Source organism: Pseudodonghicola sp. (assembly GCF_048268305.1).
Taxonomy (GTDB): domain Bacteria; phylum Pseudomonadota; class Alphaproteobacteria; order Rhodobacterales; family Rhodobacteraceae; genus Pseudodonghicola.
Window position 1 is genome coordinate 353,659 of record NZ_JBLWVT010000002.1, and the last position, 23,276, is coordinate 376,934.

General features: G+C 64.9%; 19 protein-coding genes. 15 read left to right on the top strand and 4 right to left on the bottom strand.

Annotation, left to right across the window (positions count from 1 at the left end; all coding sequences use genetic code 11):
- The first annotated feature begins 137 nt into the window (after positions 1-137).
- Entirely contained in the window at positions 138-1,493 is a 1,356-nt protein-coding gene (locus ACN0V4_RS04795; protein ID WP_417673545.1) for an MFS transporter, read from the top strand.
- Positions 1,494-1,513: 20 nt separating this feature from the next.
- Here ACN0V4_RS04795 and ACN0V4_RS04800 read toward each other — a convergent pair whose 3' ends face one another.
- Positions 1,514-2,128: a TetR family transcriptional regulator C-terminal domain-containing protein gene (locus ACN0V4_RS04800; RefSeq protein ID WP_417673924.1), complete on the bottom strand. Its 615-nt coding sequence runs from the start codon at positions 2,126-2,128 to the stop codon at positions 1,514-1,516.
- 187 nt (positions 2,129-2,315) lie between these two features.
- On the opposite strand from ACN0V4_RS04800, the gene ACN0V4_RS04805 reads away from it, so the two are divergent.
- From ACN0V4_RS04805 to ACN0V4_RS04835, 7 genes are all read left to right on the top strand, one after another.
- Positions 2,316-3,566: a Zn-dependent hydrolase gene (locus tag ACN0V4_RS04805; protein WP_417673547.1), complete on the top strand. Its 1,251-nt coding sequence runs from the start codon at positions 2,316-2,318 to the stop codon at positions 3,564-3,566.
- 147 nt (positions 3,567-3,713) lie between these two features.
- The gene (gene hydA, locus ACN0V4_RS04810; RefSeq protein WP_417673549.1) at positions 3,714-5,168 is read left to right on the top strand and encodes a dihydropyrimidinase; all 1,455 of its coding nucleotides are present in this window, start codon (positions 3,714-3,716) and stop codon (positions 5,166-5,168) included.
- Between the two features lie 4 nt (positions 5,169-5,172).
- Positions 5,173-5,871: an SDR family oxidoreductase gene (locus ACN0V4_RS04815; protein WP_417673551.1), complete on the top strand. Its 699-nt coding sequence runs from the start codon at positions 5,173-5,175 to the stop codon at positions 5,869-5,871.
- Entirely contained in the window at positions 5,868-6,653 is a 786-nt protein-coding gene (locus ACN0V4_RS04820) for an ABC transporter ATP-binding protein (RefSeq protein WP_417673553.1), read from the top strand. Before ACN0V4_RS04815 ends, ACN0V4_RS04820 begins: the two co-directional genes overlap by 4 nt.
- 27 nt (positions 6,654-6,680) lie before the next feature.
- Entirely contained in the window at positions 6,681-7,595 is a 915-nt protein-coding gene (locus tag ACN0V4_RS04825; protein WP_417673555.1) for an ABC transporter permease, read from the top strand.
- Between the two features lie 61 nt (positions 7,596-7,656).
- Positions 7,657-8,502: an ABC transporter permease gene (locus ACN0V4_RS04830; RefSeq protein ID WP_417673557.1), complete on the top strand. Its 846-nt coding sequence runs from the start codon at positions 7,657-7,659 to the stop codon at positions 8,500-8,502.
- A 69-nt stretch (positions 8,503-8,571) separates the two neighbouring features.
- Positions 8,572-9,561, top strand: coding sequence for an ABC transporter substrate-binding protein (locus ACN0V4_RS04835; RefSeq protein WP_417673559.1), 990 nt, complete (start codon positions 8,572-8,574; stop codon positions 9,559-9,561).
- Between the two features lie 492 nt (positions 9,562-10,053).
- On the opposite strand, the gene ACN0V4_RS04840 is transcribed toward ACN0V4_RS04835, so the two are convergent.
- Positions 10,054-10,812 (bottom strand): DsbA family protein, encoded by a 759-nt coding sequence (locus tag ACN0V4_RS04840; RefSeq protein ID WP_417673561.1) that lies wholly within the window; start codon positions 10,810-10,812, stop codon positions 10,054-10,056.
- Positions 10,809-12,179, bottom strand: coding sequence for a M48 family metalloprotease (locus ACN0V4_RS04845; RefSeq protein ID WP_417673563.1), 1,371 nt, complete (start codon positions 12,177-12,179; stop codon positions 10,809-10,811). The genes ACN0V4_RS04840 and ACN0V4_RS04845 overlap by 4 nt, the downstream gene beginning before the upstream one ends.
- Here ACN0V4_RS04845 and ACN0V4_RS04850 point away from each other — a divergent pair.
- From ACN0V4_RS04850 to ACN0V4_RS04875, 6 genes are all read left to right on the top strand, one after another.
- Positions 12,178-13,323, top strand: a complete 1,146-nt coding sequence (locus ACN0V4_RS04850) for a pyridoxal phosphate-dependent aminotransferase (RefSeq protein ID WP_417673565.1) — start codon at positions 12,178-12,180, stop codon at positions 13,321-13,323. The two genes, ACN0V4_RS04845 and ACN0V4_RS04850, sit on opposite strands and share 2 nt — an antisense overlap.
- A 496-nt stretch (positions 13,324-13,819) precedes the next feature.
- Entirely contained in the window at positions 13,820-14,161 is a 342-nt protein-coding gene (locus ACN0V4_RS04855; protein ID WP_417673567.1) for an NIPSNAP family protein, read from the top strand.
- Positions 14,162-14,363: 202 nt separating this feature from the next.
- Positions 14,364-15,569 carry an N-acetylmuramoyl-L-alanine amidase gene (locus tag ACN0V4_RS04860; protein WP_417673569.1) on the top strand — a complete coding sequence of 402 codons (1,206 nt, stop codon included), beginning with the start codon at positions 14,364-14,366 and terminating at the stop codon, positions 15,567-15,569.
- A 13-nt stretch (positions 15,570-15,582) separates the two neighbouring features.
- On the top strand, positions 15,583-17,139 hold the full coding sequence (locus tag ACN0V4_RS04865; protein ID WP_417673571.1) for a sulfotransferase: 1,557 nt from the start codon (positions 15,583-15,585) through the stop codon (positions 17,137-17,139).
- Positions 17,140-17,234: 95 nt separating this feature from the next.
- Entirely contained in the window at positions 17,235-19,784 is a 2,550-nt protein-coding gene (locus tag ACN0V4_RS04870; RefSeq protein WP_417673573.1) for a penicillin-binding protein 1A, read from the top strand.
- Positions 19,785-19,948: 164 nt separating this feature from the next.
- On the top strand, positions 19,949-21,877 hold the full coding sequence (locus ACN0V4_RS04875) for a beta-propeller fold lactonase family protein (protein ID WP_417673575.1): 1,929 nt from the start codon (positions 19,949-19,951) through the stop codon (positions 21,875-21,877).
- Between the two features lie 45 nt (positions 21,878-21,922).
- Here the strand turns inward: ACN0V4_RS04875 and ACN0V4_RS04880 are convergent, their stop codons facing one another.
- Positions 21,923-22,324, bottom strand: a complete 402-nt coding sequence (locus ACN0V4_RS04880) for a hypothetical protein (protein WP_417673577.1) — start codon at positions 22,322-22,324, stop codon at positions 21,923-21,925.
- A 91-nt stretch (positions 22,325-22,415) separates the two neighbouring features.
- Here ACN0V4_RS04880 and ACN0V4_RS04885 point away from each other — a divergent pair, with 91 nt between their 5' ends.
- On the top strand, positions 22,416-23,240 hold the full coding sequence (locus tag ACN0V4_RS04885) for a LysR family transcriptional regulator (protein ID WP_417673579.1): 825 nt from the start codon (positions 22,416-22,418) through the stop codon (positions 23,238-23,240).
- Positions 23,241-23,276 lie beyond the last annotated feature (36 nt).

The following is a 23,276-nucleotide window of genomic DNA, read 5'->3' on the forward strand; positions in this document are numbered from 1 at the left end:
CATATTCCCCCTTGCGGCCGTCTGTTCCTGGGCAGATATGCGCGCCATCGCCGATCTGGCAAAGTTGCGGTCGCTCCGATCTTGCAACCTAGACCATAGGCAGGCAGGCTGACAGGAAAGCTACTGGTAACGGGCTGATGGTTCGACAGATTCTTCCAATTTCCGCCCTGTTGCTGGGGTCGGCGCTGCTGCTCTTCGCCGGCGGCATGAATACTTTGATTTTGCCGATCCGCGGCACGTTGGAGGGATTCAGTGCCTCGTCTCTCGGGCTCTTGGGCTCTGGCTGGGCGGTGGGCTATGTGCTGGGCTGCGTGTTCATGGCGCGGCTTGTGGCCCGGGTCGGCCATATCCGCTCGTTCAGCGTGATGGCGGCCTTCGCCGCGGTTGCCGTTCTGCTGTCCCTGTTGATGCTTAGCCCATGGACCTGGGTGCCGCTGCGCTCGATCTCGGGTTTCTGTTTCGCCGGTGCCGCGATGATCGTCGAAAGCTGGCTGGGCGAGCGGGCGGCGCCGGAAAACCGCGGGCGCATTTTCGGCATGTACACGATGGTCAACCTCGCGGCCTCCACCGCCGGGCAGATGGTGCTGACACTGGGCGACACCCGGGGGATCGTCTTCTTCATATTGCCGGCGATCTTCTATTGCCTGGCGCTGGTGCCGACCGCGATCTCCTCTTCGGCGAGCCCGCGGCCGCTGGCTCGGGTGAGCCTGGATCTGCGGGCGCTCTGGCGCAATTCGCCGGTGGCGGTCTTCTCGGTCTTCTGCATCGGCGTGTCGAACAGCGCCTTCGGCACGCTCTCGGCGGTCTATGCCGATCAGGTCGGTCTGCAACTGACGGCGGTGGCCCTCTTCGCCAGCCTGCCGGTTCTGGCCGGCGCGCTCAGCCAATTGCCGATCGGCATGATCTCGGACCGGATGGATCGGCGGCTGGTGCTGGTGGGGGTGTCGGTGCTCGCGCTGGTGGTCGATCTGGCTTTCATCTTTGTCAGTCCCGAGGGACGGCTGGCCAATCTGATCATGGCGGCGGCCTTCGGCGCGGCAATCTATGCGATGTATCCGATCATCATCGCGCATGCCAACGACCACGCAGAGGAGGGCACTTCGATCCAGGTCAGTGGCGGGCTCTTGATGCTGTTCGGGCTTGGCGCCATCGCCGGCCCGCTGGTCGCGGGTTTTGGCATGGGCACCTTAGGCCAGGCGGGGCTCTTCGTCACCTCAGCGGTGGCGCATGTGCTGATCATCCTCTTTGGGCTTTTGCGCATGACGATGCGGGCGCCGGTGGTCGAGGCCGACAAGGCCGCCTTCGTGTCGGTGCCACAGGGCCGGATGTCGACCCCGGAAACGTTGGTTCTGGCGGCAAGCCCGGAAGAGGCGGAGGAAGCCACCTCGGAAGAGCCGCGCGAGGAGGATGAAGAGGGCGAGCCGATCCTGGACGGCGAAGAAGAGGAGGCGCCCGAGGAGAGCGCAGCCCCGGGGGCGCCGCTGGCGCCCTGATCCGGGTCACGACACCAGAGTCAGGACACCGGGGTCAAGAGCCGGCGATAGAGGGTTTCGACGAAATCCGGCGCGGCGTCGAAAGGGTCTTCCTTGCCAAGAACGGCACGCACCTGGACGTCGAAATCGGCATAATGCTGGGTCAGCGACCAGATCGAGAAGATCAGGTGATAGGGGTGGACCGGGGCCAGTTGCCCGGAGTCGATCCAGCCCCGGATCACCTCGGACTTCTCGTCGACCAGCCGCTTCAGATCGGTCGAGAGCACCTGGTGAATCCGCGGTGCCCCCTGCACGATCTCATTGGCGAAAAGCCGGCTTTCGCGCGGATAGTCGCGGCTCATCTCCAGCTTGAGGCGCACATAGGAGAGGATTTCCTCCAGCGGGTCGCCCTCGGGGTCCAGCGTGCGCAGCGGATCGAGCCAGGTGTCGAGAAGCTGCGACAGGACCGCGTCATACATCGCCTCTTTCGAGGGGAAGTAATACAGCAGGTTCGGTTTGCTCAGCCCAGCCTCGCTGGCGATCTGATCCACCGTGGCACCGCGAAACCCCTGAGCGGAAAACACTTCGAGCGCGGCGTCCAGAATGGCCAGGCGGTTTTTCCGCTGGATGCGTGTCGGGGCTCGGTCCTTGGGCATCGGCGGCGCCATCTCCATTCTGTCTGTCCCTGCCTGTTTTATCGTCGCGCCCCTTGCGGTGATCGCGATTTCTCCGCCTGATTACGGCAATTTCTTGACTGGTTCGCAACCCGTGTTAGCGTCGGTTTGACCTTTTGGTCAAATCAAAGATCCAGAACATAAAATAGACGGGGAGCCAGTTTCAGCCATGTCCGCTCCGGCAGAAAATCTGAAAATCAACGGTGATCGGCTGTGGGACAGCCTAATGGCGATGGCCCAGATCGGCCCGGGCGTGGCCGGGGGGAACAATCGTCAGACCCTGACCGACGCGGATGCCGAAGGTCGGGCGCTGTTCCAGAAATGGTGCGAAGCCGCGGGAATGACCATGGGTGTCGATAAAATGGGCACCATGTTCATGACGCGCCCCGGCGAAGACCCCGATGCGCTGCCGGTCTATATGGGCAGCCACCTCGATACCCAGCCGACGGGCGGGAAATATGATGGCGTTCTCGGCGTGCTCGGCGCGCTGGAGGCGGTGCGCACGATGAACGATCTCGGGTTGAAGACCAAACACCCGATCGTCGTCACCAACTGGGCGAATGAAGAGGGCGCACGCTTTGCCCCGGCGATGCTGGCCTCGGGCGTCTTCGCCGGCATGCATTCGCTGGACTATGCCTATGGTCGCGCCGATCTCGAGGGCAAGACCTATGGCGATGAGCTGAAGCGGATCGGCTGGCAGGGTGACGAAGAGGTCGGCGCCCGCAAGATGCACGCCTATTACGAGCTGCACATCGAACAGGGCCCGATCCTCGAGGCCGAGGGCAAGGACATCGGTGTCGTCACCCATTGCCAGGGGCTGTGGTGGCTGGAATTCACCCTGACCGGCACCGCGGCGCATACCGGCTCGACCCCGATGGCGATGCGGGTGAACGCAGGGTTGGCGATGAGCCGCATCTTCGAGATGGTGCAGGCGGTGGCGATGGAGAACCAGCCGAACGCCGTGGGCGGTGTGGGGCAGGTGACCTTCACCCCCAATTCGCGCAACGTGCTGCCCGGCAAGGTGGTCTTCACCGTCGACATCCGCACCCCCGATCAGGCCAAGCTGGACGCCATGCGCGCCAAGATCGAGGCGGAAGCAGCCAAGATCTGCGACGAGCTCGGCGTTGGCTGTTCGGTCGAGGCGGTGGGGCATTTCGATCCCGTCACCTTCACCCCGGAGCTGGTCAGCAATGTGCGCAACGCCGCCGAACGTCTGGGCTATAGCCATATGGATATCATCTCGGGCGCCGGCCACGATGCCTGCTGGGCCGCCAAGATGGCGCCCACCACGATGATCATGTGCCCCTGCGTCGGCGGGCTGTCGCACAACGAGGCGGAAAAGATTTCCAAGGACTGGGCGGCAGCGGGCACCGATGTTCTGTTGCATGCTGTGCTGGAAACGGCTGAGATCGTCGAGTGAAGATCGGGCGCTGGGGGCTCTGCCCCCAGACCCCCGGGATATTTGAAGCTAGAAAAAGAAGGGGCGCGGTCGCGCGCGCCCCGCGACGGTTGTCACGCGGTCCTGCGCGGTGACGGACCCGTCAGGAATAATATGGGAGTGCTGAAGATGAGCAAAGTGATCAAGGGCGGCACCGTGGTGACGGCCGATCTGACCTATAAGGCCGATGTGAAGATCGAGGATGGCAAGATCGTCGAGATCGGCCCCGATCTGAGCGGCGACGAAATCCTGGATGCCACCGGCTGTTTCGTGATGCCGGGCGGGATCGACCCGCATACCCATCTGGAGATGCCCTTCATGGGCACCCATTCGTCAGATGATTTCTATGCCGGCACCCGGGCGGCTCTGGCCGGCGGCACCACCATGGTGGTCGATTTTGCGCTGCCCGATCCGGGCGAGAGCCTGCTCGACGCGGTGAAGAAATGGGACAACAAATCGGCCCGCGCCTGCTGCGACTATTCCTTCCATATGGCGATCACCTGGTGGGGCGAGCAGGTCTTCAACGAGATGAAGATCATCACCGAAGAGAAGGGCATCAACACCTTCAAGCATTTCATGGCCTACAAGGGCAGCCTGATGGTGAACGACGACGAGATGTTCGCCAGCTTCAAGCGCTGCGCCGAGCTGGGGGCGACGCCGCTGGTTCACGCCGAGAACGGCGATCTGGTGGCCGAGATGACCGCCAAGCTGCTGGCAGAGGGCAATACCGGGCCGGAGGCGCATGCCTATAGCCGCCCCACTCAGGTCGAGGGCGAGGCCACCAACCGCGCCATCATGATCGCCGATATGGCCGGCGCGCCGCTTTATGTGGTGCATACCTCCTGCGAGGAGGCGCATGAGGCGATCCGCCGCGCCAAGATGAACGGCAAGCGGGTCTGGGGCGAGCCGCTGATCCAGCATCTGGTGCTGGATGAGAGCGAATATTTCAGCGAGGATTGGGATCACGCCGCCCGCCGGGTGATGTCGCCGCCCTTCCGCAACAAGAAGCATCAGGACAGCCTCTGGGCGGGCCTCGCCTCGGGCACGCTCTCCTGCGTGGCGACCGACCATTGCGCCTTCACCACGGACCAGAAACGCTATGGCGTCGGCGATTTCTCGAAGATCCCGAACGGCACCGGCGGGTTGGAGGACCGGATGCCGGTTCTGTGGACCTATGGGGTCGAGACCGGGCGGATCACCATGAATGAATTCGTCGCCGTCACCTCGACCAATATCGCCAAGATCCTCAACTGCTATCCGCAGAAGGGGGCGATCCTGGTGGGGTCCGATGCCGATATCGTGGTGATGGACCCGTCGATCGGCAAGACCATCAGCGCCGAGACCCAGGCCTCTTCGATCGACTACAACGTCTTCGAGGGGATCGAGGTCAAGGCGCTGCCGCGCTACGTGCTGAGCCGCGGCTATGTGGCGGTGGAGAATGGCGAGCTGAAGGCCAAGGAAGGCCATGGCGAATTCGTCGCCCGCGATCCCAACGCCACCGTCAACAAAGCGCTGTCGAAGTGGAAAGAGCTGACCGCACCGCGGCCGGTGGTGCGCGCCGGCATTCCGGCAACCGGAGTGTGATCGCTTGACCCGCGTGGCCCTGATCACGGCGGGGGGCAGCGGCATGGGCGCCGATGCCGCCCGTCGCCTGCATGCAGATGGGTTCGAGGTGGGGATTCTCTCCGCCTCGGGCAAGGGGGCCGCACTGGCCGAGGAGCTGGGCGGGCTGGGCTTCACCGGCTCCAACCTGGAGCCGGCGGACCTCAAGGCCTTCGTCGATGCGGCACTGGCGCGCTGGGGGCGGATCGACGTGGTGGTGAATTCCGCCGGTCACGGCCCCAAGGGCGATCTGCTGGAGGTGTCGGACGAGGATTGGCATCTGGCCTTCGACATCTTCCTGATGAACGTGATCCGGATGGCGCGGCTGGTGACCCCGACCATGGTGGCGCAGAAGGAGGGGGTGATCATCAATATCTCGACCTTCGCGGCGCTGGAGCCGCAGCTGCGCTTCGCGGTCTCCAACGTGATGCGGGCGGGGCTGGCGAGTTTCACCAAGCTCTTCTCAGATCGCTACGGGGCGGATAACGTTCGAATGAACAACATCCTGCCGGGCTTCATCGACAGTCTGCCCATCGACCCAGATCGCGTGCGGGATGTGCCGCTGGGCCGCTATGGGCGGATGGAAGAGATTTCGGCCACCATCGCCTTTCTGGCCTCGCCCGGGGCCGGCTACATCACCGGGCAGAACATAAGAATAGACGGCGGAGCGACCAGATCGGTATGACCCGAGCACCTGTAATCGAGGCGAAGTCCCTCGAACTGACCTTTCAGACCAACGACGGGCCCGTGCATGCCCTGAAGGATGTCAACCTGCAGATCGAAAAGGGCGATTTCGTCAGTTTCATCGGCCCCTCGGGCTGCGGCAAGACCACCTTCCTGCGCTGCATCGCCGGGTTGGAGACGCCGACGGGGGGCACCTTGACCGTGAACGGCATGACGCCGGAGGAGGCGCGCAAGAGCCGGGCCTACGGCTATGTGTTCCAGGCCGCCGGGCTTTATCCCTGGCGGACCATCGCGGGGAACATCAAGCTGCCACTGGAGATCATGGGCTATCCCAGGGCGGAACAGGACAAGCGGGTCGAAAAGGTGCTGGAACAGGTCGATCTGGCCGGCTTCGGCAAGAAATTCCCCTGGCAATTGTCGGGCGGCATGCAGCAGCGCGCCTCGATCGCGCGGGCACTGGCCTTTGATGCCGATATCCTGCTGATGGACGAACCCTTCGGCGCGCTCGACGAGATCGTGCGCGATCACCTGAACGAACAGCTTCTGGAGCTTTGGGCGCGAACCCAGAAGACCATCGGTTTCGTCACCCATTCGATCCCCGAGGCGGTCTATCTGTCGACCAAGATCGTGGTGATGTCGCCGCGGCCGGGGCGGATCACCGATGTGATCGAAAGCCCGCTGCCGAAGGAACGTCCGCTGGAGATCCGCGATACGCCGGAATTCATCGAGATCGCCCATCGCGTGCGCGAGGGGCTCAGGGCGGGGCATTCCTATGACGAGTGATCTGCCGAAGGCCGGGGAGGGCTGGGCATGAAATCCGCGCTCGCCATTCTCACCGTGCTCGCCGCCGTGGTGGCGATCTGGTACGCCGCCTGCGTGCCGATGAACATCAAGGGGGTGCTGACCGATCTTGAACGCGCCGGCGCGCAGGTGGTGCCCGAGGGCGCCGTCGCCCGCCGTGACATGAGCGCCATCGGTCTGGTGGCGAAGAACAGCTTTGCGATTTCCGCCACCTGGGCGCAGGAGCGGCCGCGCCTGCCGGCGCCGCATCAGGTGATGGTCGAGCTGTGGCAGACCACGGTGATGAAGAAGATCACCTCGAAACGCAGCCTGGTCTTTCACGCCTGGGTGACGTTGAGCGCGACGCTGATGGGCTTTGCCATCGGCACCGGGCTCGGCATCCTGCTGGCGGTCGGCATCGTGCACAGCCGGGTGATGGACATGTCGGTGATGCCCTGGGCCATCGTCAGCCAGACCATTCCGATCATCGCGCTGGCGCCGATGATCATCGTGGTGCTCTACTCCATCGGGGTGCAGGGGATCCTGCCGAAGGCGATCATCTCGGCCTATCTCAGTTTCTTTCCGGTGGTCGTCGGCATGGTGAAGGGGCTGCGCAGCCCCGATGCGATGCAGCTGGATCTGTTGAAGACCTATAACGCCAGCCCGGCGCAGGGGTTCTGGAAGCTGCGGCTGCCCTCGTCGATGCCCTATCTCTTCGCCTCGCTGAAGATCGGCATCGCCTCCTCCCTGGTCGGGGCCATCGTGGCCGAGCTGCCGACCGGCGCGGTCGCGGGGCTGGGCGCGCGGTTGCTGGCGGGCAGCTATTACGGCCAGACCATCCAGATCTGGTCGGCTCTGTTCGCGGCGGCGATCCTGGCCGCGATCCTTGTCGGACTTCTGGGCGTGATCCAGCGGATTACGCTGAAGCGGATGGGGATGGCGTGATGGCGGGCAGCGGGATCGTGAGTATTTTTGCAGAGAAGAAGCTGCAGGGGAGGGCGCCGCGATGACCGAGGTGATCCTGGCCCTGATCCTCTGGGCGTTTGGCTGGTGGGTGAACGTGCGGCTGGCCGGGGGGCCGTTGGCCCGGACCCGCGCGGTCAAGCTGGCGGTGCCGGTGATCTTCGGCATCACCGTGCTGCTGGTCTGGGAACTGCTGGTGCGCGGGCTGAACGTGCCGATGGTGATCCTGCCGGCGCCCTCGCTGATCGTGACGCGGTTTGCCACCAGCCTGCCGACGCTCTGGATCGATTTTCGCCAGACCATCCTCAAGGGGGCGCTGTCGGGCTATGTGATCGGCTGCGGCGCGGCGCTGCTGATGGCGGTGCTGGTCGACCGCAGCGATTTCCTGCGCCGCGGGCTGTTGCCGGTGGGCAATCTGGTCGCCGCCCTGCCAATCATCGGCACGGCGCCGATCTTGGTGATGTGGTTCGGTTTCGACTGGCAGTCGAAGGCGGCGGTGGTGGTGGTTTCGGTGTTCTTTCCGATGCTGGTGAATACCGTGGCGGGGCTGACCCAGACCAGCGCCATGCAGCGCGATCTGATGCGCACCTATGCGGCAGGCTATTGGCAGAGCTTTTTCAAGCTGCGGCTGCCGGCGGCGATGCCGTTCATCTTCAACGGGCTCAAGATTTCCTCGACGCTCGCCCTGATCGGCGCCATCGTGGCAGAGTTCTTCGGCTCTCCCACCATGGGGATGGGGTTTCGCATCTCGACCAGCGTGGGGCAACTGGCGCTGGACATGGTCTGGGCCGAAATCGTGGTGGCTGCCCTGGCCGGCACGCTGTTCTATGGCGGGGTGGCGGCGATCGAACGGGCGGTGACCTTCTGGCACCCGTCGCAGCGGGGCTGAGACAGACAACCGGCAGAAGACCCCGGTCAGCGGGGCCGATGTGACAACCAACAAGGAGTGGAAAGACAGATGAAAAAACTGATTGGTGGGGCGATCGCCGCCTTTGCGCTCAGCGCCAGCGCCGCGCTGGCCGCCGATGCGGTCAAGCTGCAGCTGAAATGGGTGACCCAGGCGCAGTTCGCCGGCTATTACGTGGCCAAGGACAAGGGGTTCTATTCCGACGAGGATCTGGATGTCACCATCCTGCCGGGCGGGCCCGACATCGCGCCGACCCAGGTGATCGCCGGCGGCGGCGCCGATGTGATGATCGACTGGATGCCCTCGGCCCTGGCGGCGCGGGAAAAGGGGCTGCCGCTGGTCAATATCGCCCAGCCCTACAAGCATTCCGGCATGATGCTGACCTGCTGGAAGGACGCCGGCATCGAAAAGCCGATGGATCTGGTCAACCGCACCCTGGGCGTCTGGTTCTATGGCAACGAATACCCGTTCCTCAGCTGGATGGCGCATCTGGGCATCAAGACCGATGGCAAGGGCCCCGACAGCGTCGAGGTGCTGAAACAGGGCTTCAACGTCGATCCGCTGCTGCAGCGCCAGGCCGACTGCATCTCGACCATGACCTATAACGAATATTGGCAGGTGATCGACGCCGGCGTCACGCCGGAAGAGCTGATCACCTTCAAATACGAGGATCAGGGGGTCGCGACGCTGGAAGACGGTCTTTACGTGATGGAAGACAAGCTTGCCGACCCGGCCTTCGAGGACAAGATGGTCCGCTTCGTGCGCGCCTCGATGAAGGGGTGGAAATATGCCGAGGAGAACCCGGACGAGGCGGCGGAGATCGTGCTCGACAACGACGCCTCCGGCGCCCAGACCGAAAAGCACCAGAAGCGCATGATGCGTGAGGTCGCCAAGCTGACCGCGGATTCCAACGGCGCGCTCGATCCGGCTGATTACGAGCGCACGGTGAAAACGCTGCTCTCGGGCGGCTCCGATCCGGTCATCACCAAGGAGCCCGAGGGGGCCTGGACCCATGTCATCACCGACAAGGCGTTGAACTGAGGCTGATCCCGGTCGCGCCCGCGCGGCCGGATACCTTCGCCGCCCGTTCAGGATCTCCGGGACGGGCGGTTTTCGTTTCGGGGCGTCTGAGAGCTGCCCGAGGGGGCGGGACAAGGCGCGGTTTGGGGGGCTGGCCGATGTCGCCCGCCCGACGGAGTGTTCAGGGAGGCTCTGTGCCACAGGGGGATGGCCGGGATCTTCCCCGCGGTTTCGTGGGTGCTTTGCCGGGTGCCGTGCCGGTTGGCGCTGGACGCGGGCGGGGAGGGCGAGGCTCCAAGGGGAGCGTTTCCTGCCTAGTGATCGCTGAACCGCTGCCGCGGCTTCGTCGGGCGCCTCCCGGGCTCCGCCCGTTCGCGGCTGAAAACGGTCCACTGGACCGTTTGTCCCTGCGCCGCTCACCCCCTCTTTTTCTAGCTGCAAATATCCTCGGGGGGAGGCCGGGCCGCAAGGCCCGGCCCGGGGGGCAGACAGCCCCCCGCGCGGCTCCGCGCCTTAGCCGTCCTTGCGCTTCTCGGCGACGATCCGGGCCATCTGCGCCGCCGGAAGATAGCCGCGCAGCATCTCGTCCTGCAGCACGAAGGTCGGCGTGCCCGAGATCTTCAGTCGCTGCGCCAGCATGTGGTTCTTGCTCAGCTCCTCGTCGACCTCTTCGCTGTTCATCTTGGTGAGGATCGCATCGGCATCGAGCCCCAACCCCTCGGCCAGGCGCGACAGCACCACATTCGACACATCGCCCTGCATCTCCATCAGCGCGTCATGCACCTGACCATAGGCCTTGGGGCCGGCAACGAGGCGGGTGGCGATGGCGAAGCGCGACGAGGCGACCGAGGCCTCGCCCAGGATCGGGAATTCCTTGACGATCAGCCGGATATTGCCGTCCTTCTGCAGCAGTTCGGTGATCTCGGGCACCGCCTTGCGGCAATAGCCGCAGCGGTAATCCATGAATTCCACCAGGGTGATGTCGCCATCCGGATTGCCACCGACCCAGGAATAGCCGTCGTTGAAGATCGCCTCGTGATTGGCCGCGACCATATCGACATCGGCCTTGGCCGCCGCGTCGGCCTGGCGCTGCTCCAGCGCATTGACCGCCTCCAGGATCACCTCAGGGTGCTCCATCAGATATTCCCGCACTTCGTTGCGGAAGGCGGCGCGGTCCTCGTCGCTCATCGCGCGCAGATCGCTGGCCTGCGCCTGCGCGGCGAGAAGGGCCAGCGCGGTCACGGCCGGAGCGGCAAATCGGATCATGGTCATTTCCTTTTCTGGAGCTTTTCCGATGTAGTCAGCACATCTTGGGCGCGTTGCCAAGGCGGCGATCCGCGCGGCAATTGCATCACTGCGCGGCGGGCATGGATCAGCGCGTCCTCGGGCTTGCCCGCCAGGGCATAGCGTTCCGAGGTGAGGAGCGCCGCCATGCCGGGCTGACCATCCTCGGCATAGGCCAGCGCCAGGTCATGCATCACCCGGGCATCGCGGAAATCGCGGGCGCGGGCCGCCTCGAGGCTGGCCAGCCCGGCGGCGCGCTGCCCCGCCGCCCGTTGCGCCCGGCCGAGCCCGGCCAGGATCAGCGGTTCGCTCGGGGCCAGATCACTGGCCTTTTCATAGGCCGTGACCGCCGCCTGCCAGTTGCGCGTCTCCATCAGGAACTGACCCTTGAGGTCGTAATAATAGCCGTCCTCGGGTCGAAGCGCGATCGCCGCGTCGATGGCGGCGATCGCCCGCGGCAACTGGTTCAGCCGGTGATAGGCCACGGCCTCGCGCATCAGGCGGATATCGTCGTATGTCTCGTCCTTCGCGCGCAGCAACGTCCAGTTCGGCGCCCGGGTGAAAGCCGACAATTTGCCGCGCAGCCGGGCGAACCAATAGTCCTGGGTCGGGTTGGGCGCAAAGCTCTGGGTCTGGGCGGCGACGAAGTCCTCGGCCGCGCGCAGCCGGTCGCGGGTCAGCGGATGGCTCTGCATATAGGGGTCCTGGTTGGCCGCGCTCAGGAATTCCTGCCCGGCAAACTGCCGGTGCAGATCGACCAACCCCTGCGGGTCGACGCCCGCATAGCTCAGATAGGCCTCGGCGGCCTGATCGGCGGCGGCCTCCTCGGCGCGGGTATGGGCCAGAAAGGACCGGATCGCCGCCGATTGGGTGCCCACCGCCAAGCCGACCGCGCCCTTGGCATTGCCGGTCGCCGCCGCGGCCAGCGCCAGCAGCGCGCCCAGGCCAGCGGCGCTGCGGGCATTTTGCATATTGGCCATCCGGCGGGCCAGGTGGCCGTTGGTGATATGACCCAACTCATGGGCGATCACCGCCTGCAGCATCGGCGCGCGATCGACCTTCAGGATCAACCCGGCATGGACGAAGACGGTCCGGTGATCCAGCACGAAGGCGTTGAAGGTCGGATCATCGACCACCAGCACCTCGACCTGCCGGGAACTCAGCCCGGCGGCGCGCAGGATCGGAAACGACAGCTCGGCCAGCCCGTGTTCGATATCGGCATCGCGCAACAGACCCAGCGCCACGACGGGGCGCGGCGCCACCAGGCCAAGCAGCGCGCAAAGCAACAGGGCCGGGATTGACGCCAGCCTGGGGAACAGGGCAATAACCATGCCGCAACCATGGGAGCTGATCATGCGAAACTCAACCCGATCCCAGGTCGATCCCTTCATTGTGATGGATGTGATGGAGGCCGCCCGCCAGGCCGAGGAGACCGGCCGCCACATCATCCATATGGAGGTTGGTCAGCCCAGCACCGGCGCCCCCAAAGGCGCGACCGAGGCGCTGAAACGCGCGCTCGACAGTGACGCCCTCGGCTATACCGTGGCGCTTGGCCTGCCGGCCCTGCGCGCCCGCATCGCCCGGCTCTACGGTGAATGGTACAACGTTGATCTCAACCCCGAGCGGGTGGTGATCACCCCGGGCTCCTCGGGCGGCTTCATCCTGGCCTTCACGGCTCTTTTCGATTCGGGTGACCGCGTCGGCATTGGTGCGCCCGGCTATCCCTCCTATCGCCAGATTCTCAAGGCGCTGGGGATGGTGCCGGTCGATCTGCCGGCCTCGCCGGAAAACCGCTATCAGCCGGTGCCCGCCGATTTCGCCGGGATGGACCTGGCCGGTCTGATGGTCGCCTCGCCCGCCAACCCCACCGGCACCATGCTGGATCACGCCAGCCTCGGCGCGCTGATCGAGGCGGCGCAGGGGCAGGGCGCCTCCTTCATCAGCGACGAGATCTATCATGGCCTCGAATACGAGGCGAAGGCGGTCACCGCGCTGGAACTGTCCGATGACGTCTATGTCATCAATTCCTTCTCGAAATACTTCTCGATGACCGGCTGGCGCGCCGGTTGGCTGGTGGTCCCCGAGGATCACGTGCGGGTGCTGGAACGCATCGCCCAGAACATGTTCATCTGCGCCCCGCACGCGAGCCAGGTCGCGGCGCTGGCCGCGATGGACTGCACCGAGGAGCTGCAGGCCAATCTGGCGGTCTATGCCAGAAACCGCGCGCTGATGCTCGACGGTCTGCCGAAGGCCGGTTTCGACAAGATCGCGCCGCCCGATGGCGCCTTCTACATCTATGCCGATGTCTCCGATCTGACCCAGGACAGCCGCGCCTTCGCCGCCGAAATCCTCGACAAGGCCGGTGTCGCGGTCACCCCGGGGCTTGATTTCGATCCGCTGCGCGGCGCCACCACGCTGCGCTTCTCCTATGCCCGCGCCACCGCCGATATCGAGGAGGGCCTGGCGCGGCTCGCCCGCTTCATGGCCGAACGCGGCTGAGGCTTCGGCCGACCTGAGGCGAAACAGGGCACGCTCCCCGAAGGGGAGTGTCGTGCTGGCGGAAGGGCTCTGGCCGTGTTCGGGGCTCCGCTGGATCGCTTTCGGGGGCGGCGGCTTTCCGCGCGCCTTCTGGGACTGCGTGGGCTCGGGACGCGCTTGCCGATGATTGGGCGCTGAACCGGTTTCGGGCGCCTCCCGGGGCTCCGCCCGTTCCCGCCGAACGGCCAGGGGAGTGTTTATCCCCGCGCCTTCCGGGGCTCCGCCCGTTCGCGGCTGAAAACGGTCCACTGGACCGTTTGTCCCTGCGCCGCTCACCCCCTCTTTTTCTAGCTGCAAATATCCCGGGGGCGCGGCGCAGCCGCGGCGGGGGCAGGGCCCCCGTCCCGCAGCCGATCCCTGGCGCGTCTTCCGTGGGGGCTTCCATCCGGCGCAAATCGCGCTAGCCTCTGTTGGCTAGGCTCGGCGCCGGCGCTTCCTGCCAGGAAAGGGCACGCCCATGATCAATCAATTGCGCTTCTACCGGATCGACCCCGAACTGAAGGAGGCCTTTCTCAGCCGCTTCCGCGACCACGCCGCGCGGCTGATGCGGGACCGCTACGGTTTTGATATCGTCGCGATGTGGCTGACTGACGAGATCGACCAGCTCCGCTTCGCCTATCTGCTGTCCTGGCCCGACCGCGCGGCGATGACGGCGGGATGGGCGGCTTTCATGGCGGATGAGGAATGGGCCGAGATCAAGCGCCGCTCCCGCGGGCCGGGGGGCGAACCGGTGCTGGGCGTGGAAGATATCCTGCTCGAGGCGGTGGAGTTCTCGGCGCCGATTTCCGGGCGCAGCTAGAGGGCATTGTCTCGCCTCGATCCCGGCGCTCCCCGGAGGCTTTGCAGCCGGGGAGAGCCGGGACAAATCCGGCGTTTCCAACCCCGGTCCGCTCGGCTATCTTGCCGGCAAGCGGTCAGGACAAGGCCGGGACAAAGATATCAGAGGCATGGGCCAGAGTGGGCGGAACGGGTTTTTGAGCAGGGTTTTCGCGGTTTTCTTTATGGTTCTTGCCCTGACGCTACCGCTCCGGGCGCAGCAGGGGCCGGATCGGTTCTCGGCGCTGGCGCGGATCGACCCGGAGACCAGCCATATCCTGGCCGAGGGGCGGCATGGGGTGAAGATCGGCCTCGGGATGAGCCAGGGGGTGCCCTATCGGCTCTTTACCCTCGACGGGCCGCCGCGGCTGGTGCTGGATTTTCAGGAGATCGACTGGACCGGGCTCAAGCCCGAGCCTTTGCTGCAGACCGACCGGATCGCCCGGGCGCAATTCGGCGCCTATGTGCCGGGCTGGTCGCGGATGGTGCTGGAACTGACCCAGCCGATGGCGGTCAGCCGGGCCGGCATGACCATCGACCCCGAAACCGGAAGCGCGCGCCTGAACCTGAGCCTGGCCCCGGTCAGCCAGGAGGAGTTCGCCGCCACGGCCGGCGCGCCGCATGATCCGCGCTGGGATCTGCCGCAGCCGGTGGAATTGCCCAAACCCGAGACCCGCGCCACCGGGGCGCCGCTGCGGGTGATGATCGACCCCGGCCATGGCGGCATCGACCCGGGGGCGGAGGCCGGCAGCTCCTCCGAAAAGGATCTGATGCTGACCCTGGGGCGCGAATTGCGCGAGGTGCTGTTGCGCTCGGGCGGTTTCGAGGTCGAGATGACCCGCGATGACGATCGCTTCGTCTCGCTCGAACGGCGGGTGACGATGACCCATCTGGCCGGTGCCGACGTCTTCATCTCGCTGCACGCCGATTCCCTGTCGGAAGGGCTGGCGCATGGGGCCACCGTCTATCTGCTGGCCAAGGATGCCTCTGATGTCGCCTCGGCGCTTTTGGCGGAACGGCACGATCGCGCCAACCTGCTGTCCGGTGCCGATCTGAGCGAGGCGGACGACGAGGTCACCGATGTCATGCTGGACCTCGCCCGGCAGGAGACCCACCCGAGAACCGAGTCCTTGGCCCATGCGCTGATCTCGGGGATGACCAATGTCGGCGGGCCGATGAACCGCCGGCCGCTGCGCGGTGCCTCCTTCTCGGTGCTGAAAGCGGCCGATATCCCCTCGGTGCTGATCGAGGTCGGCTTTCTGTCCAGTCCGCGCGATCTGAAGAACCTGCAGGATCCGGATTGGCGCGCCAATATCATCCGGGGCATCCGCAACGGGCTGGTGAACTGGCACAAGTCCGATCTGGCACGCCGGCCTCTGGTACGGCAATAGGAAGGGGCGGGGCATGGACGACCGTTTGCGCATCATCAACCTCGGACTGCCGAAATCGGGCACCACCACGCTCGGCGTGGCGCTGGACAAGGCAGGGCTGAAAGTCGCCGATTGGCGCATCCGCAAGGGCCAGAGCGACGACCGGCGGATCCTCTTCGGCTTTGTCGGCGATCACCTCTATCGCGGTTATTACGAAACCGGCGATCCGTTGGCGCTGTTGCCCGATTTCGACGCGGTGACCGAGATGAGCGTCGCCTCGCATGGGTTGTCGCTCTGGCCGCAGATGGACTGGGGGCTGCTCGCGGCGATCCGCAAGCATCATCCGAATACCAAATTCGTGCTCAGCCACCGCGATCCGGCGGCGCTGGTCAAATCCATGCTGGGCTGGTCGAACCTGGGCAAGTCGCGGCTGCCTCAGCAGGCGATCCCGGGGTTGCCGGCGGGATATGGTGGTGCGCCCGACCAGCTTTTGCGCTGGGTCGAGGGACATTATTCCTTTTGTCGCAGGGTGTTCCGGGACGATCCTGATTTTCTGGAATATGATCTGGCCGATCCTGATGCGGCGCAAAAGATCAGCGCCTTCCTCGGCATTGATCTGCCCTGGTGGGGCCGTGCCAATGCCAAGGACTGCGGCGAGGACAGCGAGGCGCAGGCGGCGCCCGCGCTGCATCAGGGCGTCCGCCCGCCGCGCCAGGTCTTCCTGCACGCCGGTGCGGAGGGCTGTGGCACTGGCGCCCTGCAGGCCCGGATTCTGGCCAATCGCGACAGTCTGGCGGCGCGCGGCTATGCGCTGGCGCTGCCCGAGGCGACGGGCGAGGGACTGCGCCTGAAGCTGCCCGAGCTGCGCCATGACGCGGCAGAGGCGGCGCGGCTCGCCGCCCGCGCCGGGCGGGAGATCGACCGTCTCGCCGGGCAGGCCGACCGGCTGATCCTGTCGGAGGAGACCATCCCGGGCCGCAGCGTGCATCTTTACAGCGGCCGGTTCTATCCGGCGGCAGAGTCGCGGGCGGCGGCGCTGGCCACGGCGCTGGGGGGCGGGGTGGCGCATCTGCTCTTTGTGATCCGGCCCTATGATGCCTTCTTTTCGGCAGTCCACCGCGCCCGCGCCGCGCGTCGGGCGGTGCCCGGCCTGGCCGATGTCGCCGCCGCGCTCGACGGGCTCGACCGCGGCTGGCCCGAGCTGATCGCGACCCTGCAGCAGGCCTTGCGCCCCGATCGCTTCACGGTGATCGAGGCCGACGACGGGGAGGGCGCCGCGCTGGCCGCCCGGCTGCTGCCGGATCTGGACCCCGCCGATCTGGCGGCAGAGGATGCCGCGCCGGCGATGCCGCCGGTTACCGACCGCGCCCTGGTCGCCATCCAGCAGGCGCTTGCCGCCAATCCGAAGCTGCCGCAGGACGAGATCGAACGGCTGATCGCACTCCACGCGGGCGATGCCGCCGATTTGGGCTTTGTCCGATGGCCCGAGAGCGTCACGGCGCAATGGCGCCATCGTTACGCCGCCGATCTTGACCGCATCGCCGCGATGCCGGATATCGCCCTTATGCGCGGCCCCTCGGTCGCCACCTGATCCCTGCGCCAACCGGCGCCTATGGCCGGTTCGTGTTTTGACCCCCGCGGCGCGGATGCCTATATAGGGGCACCCGCGCGAGAAAAGGCTTCACAGTGCTTCGGTTCATCTTTTCCTTCTTCGGGGCGATTTTCAGCTTCGTGACCCTGGGCATCTTCATCGTGGCGCTGCTGGTCGGGGGCATCTTCTGGATGTATTCCCGCGATTTGCCCAGTTACGCCGCCCTGGCCCAGTACAAGCCGCCCACGATCAGCCGGATTTATTCGGGCGAGGGGCAGATGATCGACGAATTCGCGCAGGAGCGGCGTCTGTTCACCCCGTCGAACGAAATTCCCGATCTGGTGAAAGAGGCCTTCATCTCGGCCGAGGACAAGAATTTCTACACCCACAAGGGCTATGATCTGGGCGGCATCGCCAAGGCAGGGCTGGATGCGATTCGCTCTGGTGGCAAGAACGTGCGCGGCGCCTCGACCATCACCCAGCAGGTGATGAAGAACTTCCTGCTGTCTGGCGACCGTCAGGCCGAACGCAAGATCAAGGAAATCATCCTCGCCGCCCGGGTCGAACACGCGCTGAGCAAGGATCAAATTCTCGAACTCTATCTCAACGAAATCTTCCTCGGCCAGAACTCCTATGGGGTGACGGCCGCCGCGCAGACCTATTTCAACAAGACGCTGAGCGAACTGGCCCCGCATGAGGCTGCCTTCCTCGCCTCGATGCCCAAGGCGCCGTCCGATTTCCACCCGGTCCGCAACAAGGTGCGGCTGAAGCAGCGCCGCGATTACGTGCTGCGGGAAATGCGCGAGAACGGCTATATCGACCAGGCGACCTATGAGCATGAGGTCGCGCAGCCGGTGCGTTCGGTGCAGAACGGCGATTTCCCCAGTTTCAAGAGCAACCTGCCGCCGCGCGACTATTTCACCGACGAAATCCGTCGCCAGCTGAGCCAGAACTTCGGCGAGGGAGAGTTCTTTACCGGCGGTTTCGCTGTCCGTGCCACCGTCGACCGCGAGATGCAGGTCGATGCCGCCCATGCCCTGCGCGTGCAGTTGGAGAACTATGACCGCAACCGCGGCATCTGGCGCGGCACCGGCAAGACCATCCCCGCCGAGGAGCTGAAAAGCGAGGCCGCCTGGCGTGCCGCGCTGGCGGCTCTGGAATTGCCGCGCGATGTCGATCTGCCTACCCATTGGTATCCGGCGGTGGTTCTGTCGATCGGCAAGAGCGATGCCCGCATCGGCATCGAGGAGGTTCCCGAGGACAAGGACGGCCATTGGATCCCGGCGCAGGACGTGCAATGGGCGCGCAAGCGGCTGGGGGGCGGCAGGCTTTCGGCCAAGGCCAAGGTGGCCGGCGATCTTCTGTCTGTTGGCGATGTGGTGCTGGTGCGCCAGATCACCGACAAGAATGGTGAATTTGTCCGTTGGTCGCTGCGTCAGGTGCCCGAGGTGCAGGGCGCCTTCATGGCGATGGACGTGAATACCGGCCGGGTGATCGCCATGCAGGGCGGGTTCTCCTATCAGGACTCGGTGTTCAACCGCGCCACCCAGGCGATGCGCCAGCCGGGCTCGTCCTTCAAACCCTTCGTCTATGCCGCAGCGCTCGACAGTGGCTATAGCCCGGCCACCATCGTGGTCGACGCCCCGATCGAGATCAACACGCCGCAGGGCCTGTGGCGGCCGCGCAACTCGTCGAACAAGTTCTACGGGCCGACGCCGCTCAGAACCGGGATCGAGATGAGCCGGAACCTGATGACGATCCGTCTGGCGCAGGAGGTCGGCATGCCGACGGTCGCCAGCTATGCCGAACGGTTTGGCGTCTATGACGAGATGGGCCAATATCTGGCGAACTCGCTCGGCGCCGAGGAGACCACGCTTTATCGCATGGTTGCCGCCTATGCGATGTTCGCCAATGGCGGTGAGCGGGTCGAACCGACGCTGGTTGACCGGATCCAGGACCGCTATGGCAAGACCATCTATCGTCACGACAAGCGTGATTGCGTCGATTGCGAAGTTCGGATGCTGCCGGCGGGTGAGGGGCCCGATATCGTGTCGAACCGCAGCCGGGTGATCGACGCGATCACCGCCTATCAGCTCACCTCGATGATGAAGGGTGTGGTCGAACGCGGCACCGCTGCCGGCGTGGTCAAACTGCCGGTGCCCACTGCCGGCAAGACCGGCACCACCAACGACGCCCGCGACGTCTGGTTCATCGGCTTCACCTCGAACGTGGTGGCGGGCTGCTATATCGGGTTCGACACGCCGCGGCCGCTGGGGCGCAGCGCCTATGGGTCGTCGATGTGCGGCCCGGTGTTCCAGGAGTTCATGGAACAGGCGGTGAAGAAATTCGGCGGCGGCCCCTTCGACGTGCCGCCGGGCGGGCACTTCATCAAGATCGACCGCTATTCCGGCGCGCGGCTGTCCGACGATGCCAGCGGTCCGAACGTGGTGGCGGAATATTTCCGCGATGGCGAAGAGCCGATCTTCGGGCTGACCTATGACGGCGGTTTCGCCATGGGTTCGAACCTGCCGCTGGTCGACGAGGTGAAATCGGCTGGCCGGCAGGTGACCACCTCGACCGGCGAAAAGGCAGTGGTGGGGCCGAAGGCCGACTTCGGCACGGTCAGTTCCGGCGGGCTTTACTGAGCCGTCTCACCCAGTCTGATGCGCATGAAAAAGCGGGGCTTGCCCCGCTTTTTTATTGTTGCGCCCATCCATATGTGACTTTATGAGAATTTAGTCTCATAAATAGACGCGACATCATTTGTTCCAGTATTGAAAAATCTATTCTCAAGGAGGCATAGCGCCTAATGAACCTCATCGGTGATCTCAAACTCGTGTCTTCTGTAAAGGATTTCACGACATCCCCGGAACTGGATGGCGCCAACAGCGTCGCGATTGTCGAACTTAATGGAACGGTCTTCGTCTATGTCAGCGGCCGGGATGACGACGGCATTCAGATTCTCTCGCTCGGGAATAACGGCCAGTTGAAGCCTGTCGGTTCGATCAGCAACGGTGATGGTGTCACGCTCGACAGCCCGCGCATCTCTGACGTGATCCTGGTCGGCGGCAAACCCTTCCTTGTGGTGCCTTCGGCAGACAGCAGCATGCTGAGCGTCTTCCGAATTGCCCAGACGGGCGAGGACAAGGGCCAGCTGACGCCCACCGACAGCTTCGGTCTGGACAACGGCGGCGCGCTACTTTCCTCCGGCTACGTCAAGACCTTCGAAACCGCCAACGGCACCTTTCTCGCTGTCGCGGCCAAGGGCTCGGATGCGGTGTCGATCTTCCAGCTCACCGCGACAGGCAAGCTCAAGCTGCTGGACAGCGTGACCGACGGGGACGGCGTTTCCTACCTGCTGAAGGGGGTCGAGGATCTTTCGGTCCACTCTATTGGCGGGCGGACCTTCCTCTATGCCGCCTCCGAAGGCGACGACGGTGTCAGCGTCTTTGAGATTGACGCTGCAGGCAAGCTCAAGCTGGTGCAGACGGTGTCGATGCCCTCCACCTCGCTCGAGGCGCTGGTGGCCGGTCAGTTCGACGGCAAGGACTATATGATCGTGGCCGATTATTCCGGCGAGCAGCTCTATGTCTATGCACTTGGAAGGAACGGCAAGGCCGAGCTGGTCTCGACCTACAGGAACTATCTCGAGGCCGGCGTTTCCGATATCGCCGAACTGAAGATCTTCAAGATCGAAGGCGTCTCCTTCGTCGCCGCAGTGGGGACGGGGGACGACTCGCTGTCGCTGTTCACCCTGGACAAGGACGGCACCCTGCACCTGGCGCAGAAGATCGTTGACCATACCGATATCGACGGCCCGCGCGACATGGAGCATATCACTATCGGCTCGCGGCATTTCATCATCATCAGCAACCAATATGGTGATAGCGTTTCCGTGGTCGAGATCGGCGGCGGCGGCGATGACGTGCTGTCGGGCCGGCTCGGCAATGATACCCTTTTGGGCGGCAGCGGCGCGGATGTGCTGATCGGCGGCAAGGGCAACGACGTGCTGGAAGGCGGCGCCGATGCCGATGTGCTGCTGGGCGGTGCCGGGATCGACACCCTGTCCTATGAAAGTTCGCGCGCGGGCGTCACCGTCAATCTGCAGACCGGCCAGGCCAAGGGCGGCGACGCGCAGGGCGATGTGTTCGATTCCTTCGAGAACCTGGTCGGGTCGAAATTCTCCAACACGCTGACCGGCAGCAATGGCAGCAACGTGATCGAGGGCGGCGCCGGCAATGACACCATCGACGGTCTGCGCGGCAACGACATCATCGACGCGGGCGCCGGGGCGGACAAGGTGATTGGCGGCGCCGGCAAGGACCGGATCGTGCTGGGCGACGGCGACGACAATGCCGAGGGCGGCTCGGGCAACGACAAGCTGTTCGGCGACGCCGGCGACGATACGCTCAAGGGCGACGCCGGCAATGATGTGCTTGATGGCGGTGTCGGCAACGACCGGCTGGAAGGCGGCCTTGGCAACGACAAGCTGATCGGTGGTGCTGGCGAGGATGTCTTTGTCTTCGGTGACAAGCATGGCACCGACGTGATCGAGGACTTCGAGGCCAATGTCGACAAGATCGACCTGTCGGGTCTGACCGGCTTCGAGTCCTTCGCCGATGTGCTGGACCATGTGTTCGAATTCGGTGGCTGCACCGTGATCGGCAGCGGGGTGCACACCATTCAGCTTGTCGGCGTCAAGCTGGCCGATCTGGATGCGGACGACTTCCTCTTCTAACGGGCGGGGAGGGCGCGGGCCGTCAAAGCCCGCGCCTTTGTCTGATCACTGATCGACGATAGTGGTGACGGTCTCGCGGAAGAAATCCACCCGGCCGTCGCTTTCATGCGACAGGATATGCGTCAGGCTGCTGACCTCGCACTGCCGCAGCCCATAGAAGAACCGCTGGTGGAAGTCGGTCAGATACCAGCCATTGCCAAGCGCCCGGGTCTCGACGCTCAGAAGGCGGGTGCCCTTGGGAAAGATCTCCTGTCCCAATCGCTGCACCACGCCGATCAGCTCGGGCAGGTTGCGGGCGATCTGCCAGCCTGTGTCGGCCTCGTCCCGGTAGTGGTCGATGCGAAAGTCGATGTCGGGGGCCACCAGATCGAACATCGACGGATCGGCGGCGGCGAATTTTCGCAGCAGCGTGGTGATGGTGGCGCCGGTCTCGGGCGTGTCGGTCATCTTCTGGTCCTTTCGGATGTGGGGATCGGATGAGGGCAGTTCACATCATTGGTTTTGACTGTTCAATTTCTCGATAGTATAGCTATTGACTATGATAGAGCTGACCCCGCTTCGCTATTTCCTCTGCGCCTACGAGGGCGGCACCTTCAGCCGTGCGGCCCAGGCGAGCGGGGTCAGCCAGCCCACGGTTTCCGCCGCCATCCAGAAGCTTGAGACGCAATTGGGTGAACCGTTGTTCCTGCGGTCGAAATCGGGGCTGACGCCGACGTCCCTGGGCGAACAGCTCTATCGCGAGGCGGGCGACAGCGTGGCGCGGCTGAGCGGTCTTGAGGCGCGGCTCAGACGCCGGCCGCGGCAGCCGGTCAGCATCTATTGCCGTCCGGACATCCTGCTGGGCGGCTTCGCGCCGGCGCTGCACGGGTTGCGGCGGGCCGAGGCGCATCTGCAGTTCCGTTTCGCCGAGCTGCCCGAGGCCTGCGATCTCTCCTATACCTCGGCAACCTGCGTACCGCCCGATCACCGTTTCCTGCCGGTCTTGACCGAAAGCTTCGGCGTGGCGCTCGACCGGCACCATCCGCTTGCGACCCGCGAGACGGTGGCCCCGCAGGAGCTGGAGGGGCAGGCGATCATTCACCGGCCCTATTGCCCCAATGCCGAGGGCTTCGATCTGCCGATCGGCGACCGCCAGCCCGCGCCGGCCCATGCGGTGCACGATCAGCAGGTGCTGGATCTGGTCGCCGCCGGCATCGGCATCGCCTTCGTGCCGATGTCGCATGCCCGGGCCAATGCGGGCGTGGTCGTCTTGCCGCTGCGCGGGGTAGAGGCGGGACAGCGCACCATCGGCGTTTCCTATCGCAAGACCGCCTTTGCCCGCGAGATCGCCGAAAAACTGGCGGCGCTGGCGCGCGCGGGCTGACGGGTTTTCGCCCGGGCCACTTGCCCGCCGGGTGAC

Excerpts from the sequence above, each read along its gene's own strand:
- ACN0V4_RS04860 (WP_417673569.1), top strand. The coding sequence starts at position 14,364 with ATGGTTCTTGCCCTGACGCTACCGCTCCGGGCGCAGCAGGGGCCGGAT.
- ACN0V4_RS04855 (WP_417673567.1), top strand. The coding sequence starts at position 13,820 with ATGATCAATCAATTGCGCTTCTACCGGATCGACCCCGAACTGAAGGAG.
- ACN0V4_RS04840 (WP_417673561.1), bottom strand. The coding sequence starts at position 10,812 with ATGACCATGATCCGATTTGCCGCTCCGGCCGTGACCGCGCTGGCCCTT.
- ACN0V4_RS04805 (WP_417673547.1), top strand. The coding sequence starts at position 2,316 with ATGTCCGCTCCGGCAGAAAATCTGAAAATCAACGGTGATCGGCTGTGG.
- ACN0V4_RS04865 (WP_417673571.1), top strand. The coding sequence starts at position 15,583 with ATGGACGACCGTTTGCGCATCATCAACCTCGGACTGCCGAAATCGGGC.
- ACN0V4_RS04795 (WP_417673545.1), top strand. The coding sequence starts at position 138 with ATGGTTCGACAGATTCTTCCAATTTCCGCCCTGTTGCTGGGGTCGGCG.
- ACN0V4_RS04850 (WP_417673565.1), top strand. The coding sequence starts at position 12,178 with ATGCGAAACTCAACCCGATCCCAGGTCGATCCCTTCATTGTGATGGAT.
- ACN0V4_RS04835 (WP_417673559.1), top strand. The coding sequence starts at position 8,572 with ATGAAAAAACTGATTGGTGGGGCGATCGCCGCCTTTGCGCTCAGCGCC.
- ACN0V4_RS04820 (WP_417673553.1), top strand. The coding sequence starts at position 5,868 with ATGACCCGAGCACCTGTAATCGAGGCGAAGTCCCTCGAACTGACCTTT.
- ACN0V4_RS04885 (WP_417673579.1), top strand. The coding sequence starts at position 22,416 with ATGATAGAGCTGACCCCGCTTCGCTATTTCCTCTGCGCCTACGAGGGC.
- ACN0V4_RS04880 (WP_417673577.1), bottom strand. The coding sequence starts at position 22,324 with ATGACCGACACGCCCGAGACCGGCGCCACCATCACCACGCTGCTGCGA.
- ACN0V4_RS04830 (WP_417673557.1), top strand. The coding sequence starts at position 7,657 with ATGACCGAGGTGATCCTGGCCCTGATCCTCTGGGCGTTTGGCTGGTGG.
- ACN0V4_RS04800 (WP_417673924.1), bottom strand. The coding sequence starts at position 2,128 with ATGCCCAAGGACCGAGCCCCGACACGCATCCAGCGGAAAAACCGCCTG.
- hydA (WP_417673549.1), top strand. The coding sequence starts at position 3,714 with ATGAGCAAAGTGATCAAGGGCGGCACCGTGGTGACGGCCGATCTGACC.
- ACN0V4_RS04875 (WP_417673575.1), top strand. The coding sequence starts at position 19,949 with ATGAACCTCATCGGTGATCTCAAACTCGTGTCTTCTGTAAAGGATTTC.
- ACN0V4_RS04825 (WP_417673555.1), top strand. The coding sequence starts at position 6,681 with ATGAAATCCGCGCTCGCCATTCTCACCGTGCTCGCCGCCGTGGTGGCG.
- ACN0V4_RS04845 (WP_417673563.1), bottom strand. The coding sequence starts at position 12,179 with ATGATCAGCTCCCATGGTTGCGGCATGGTTATTGCCCTGTTCCCCAGG.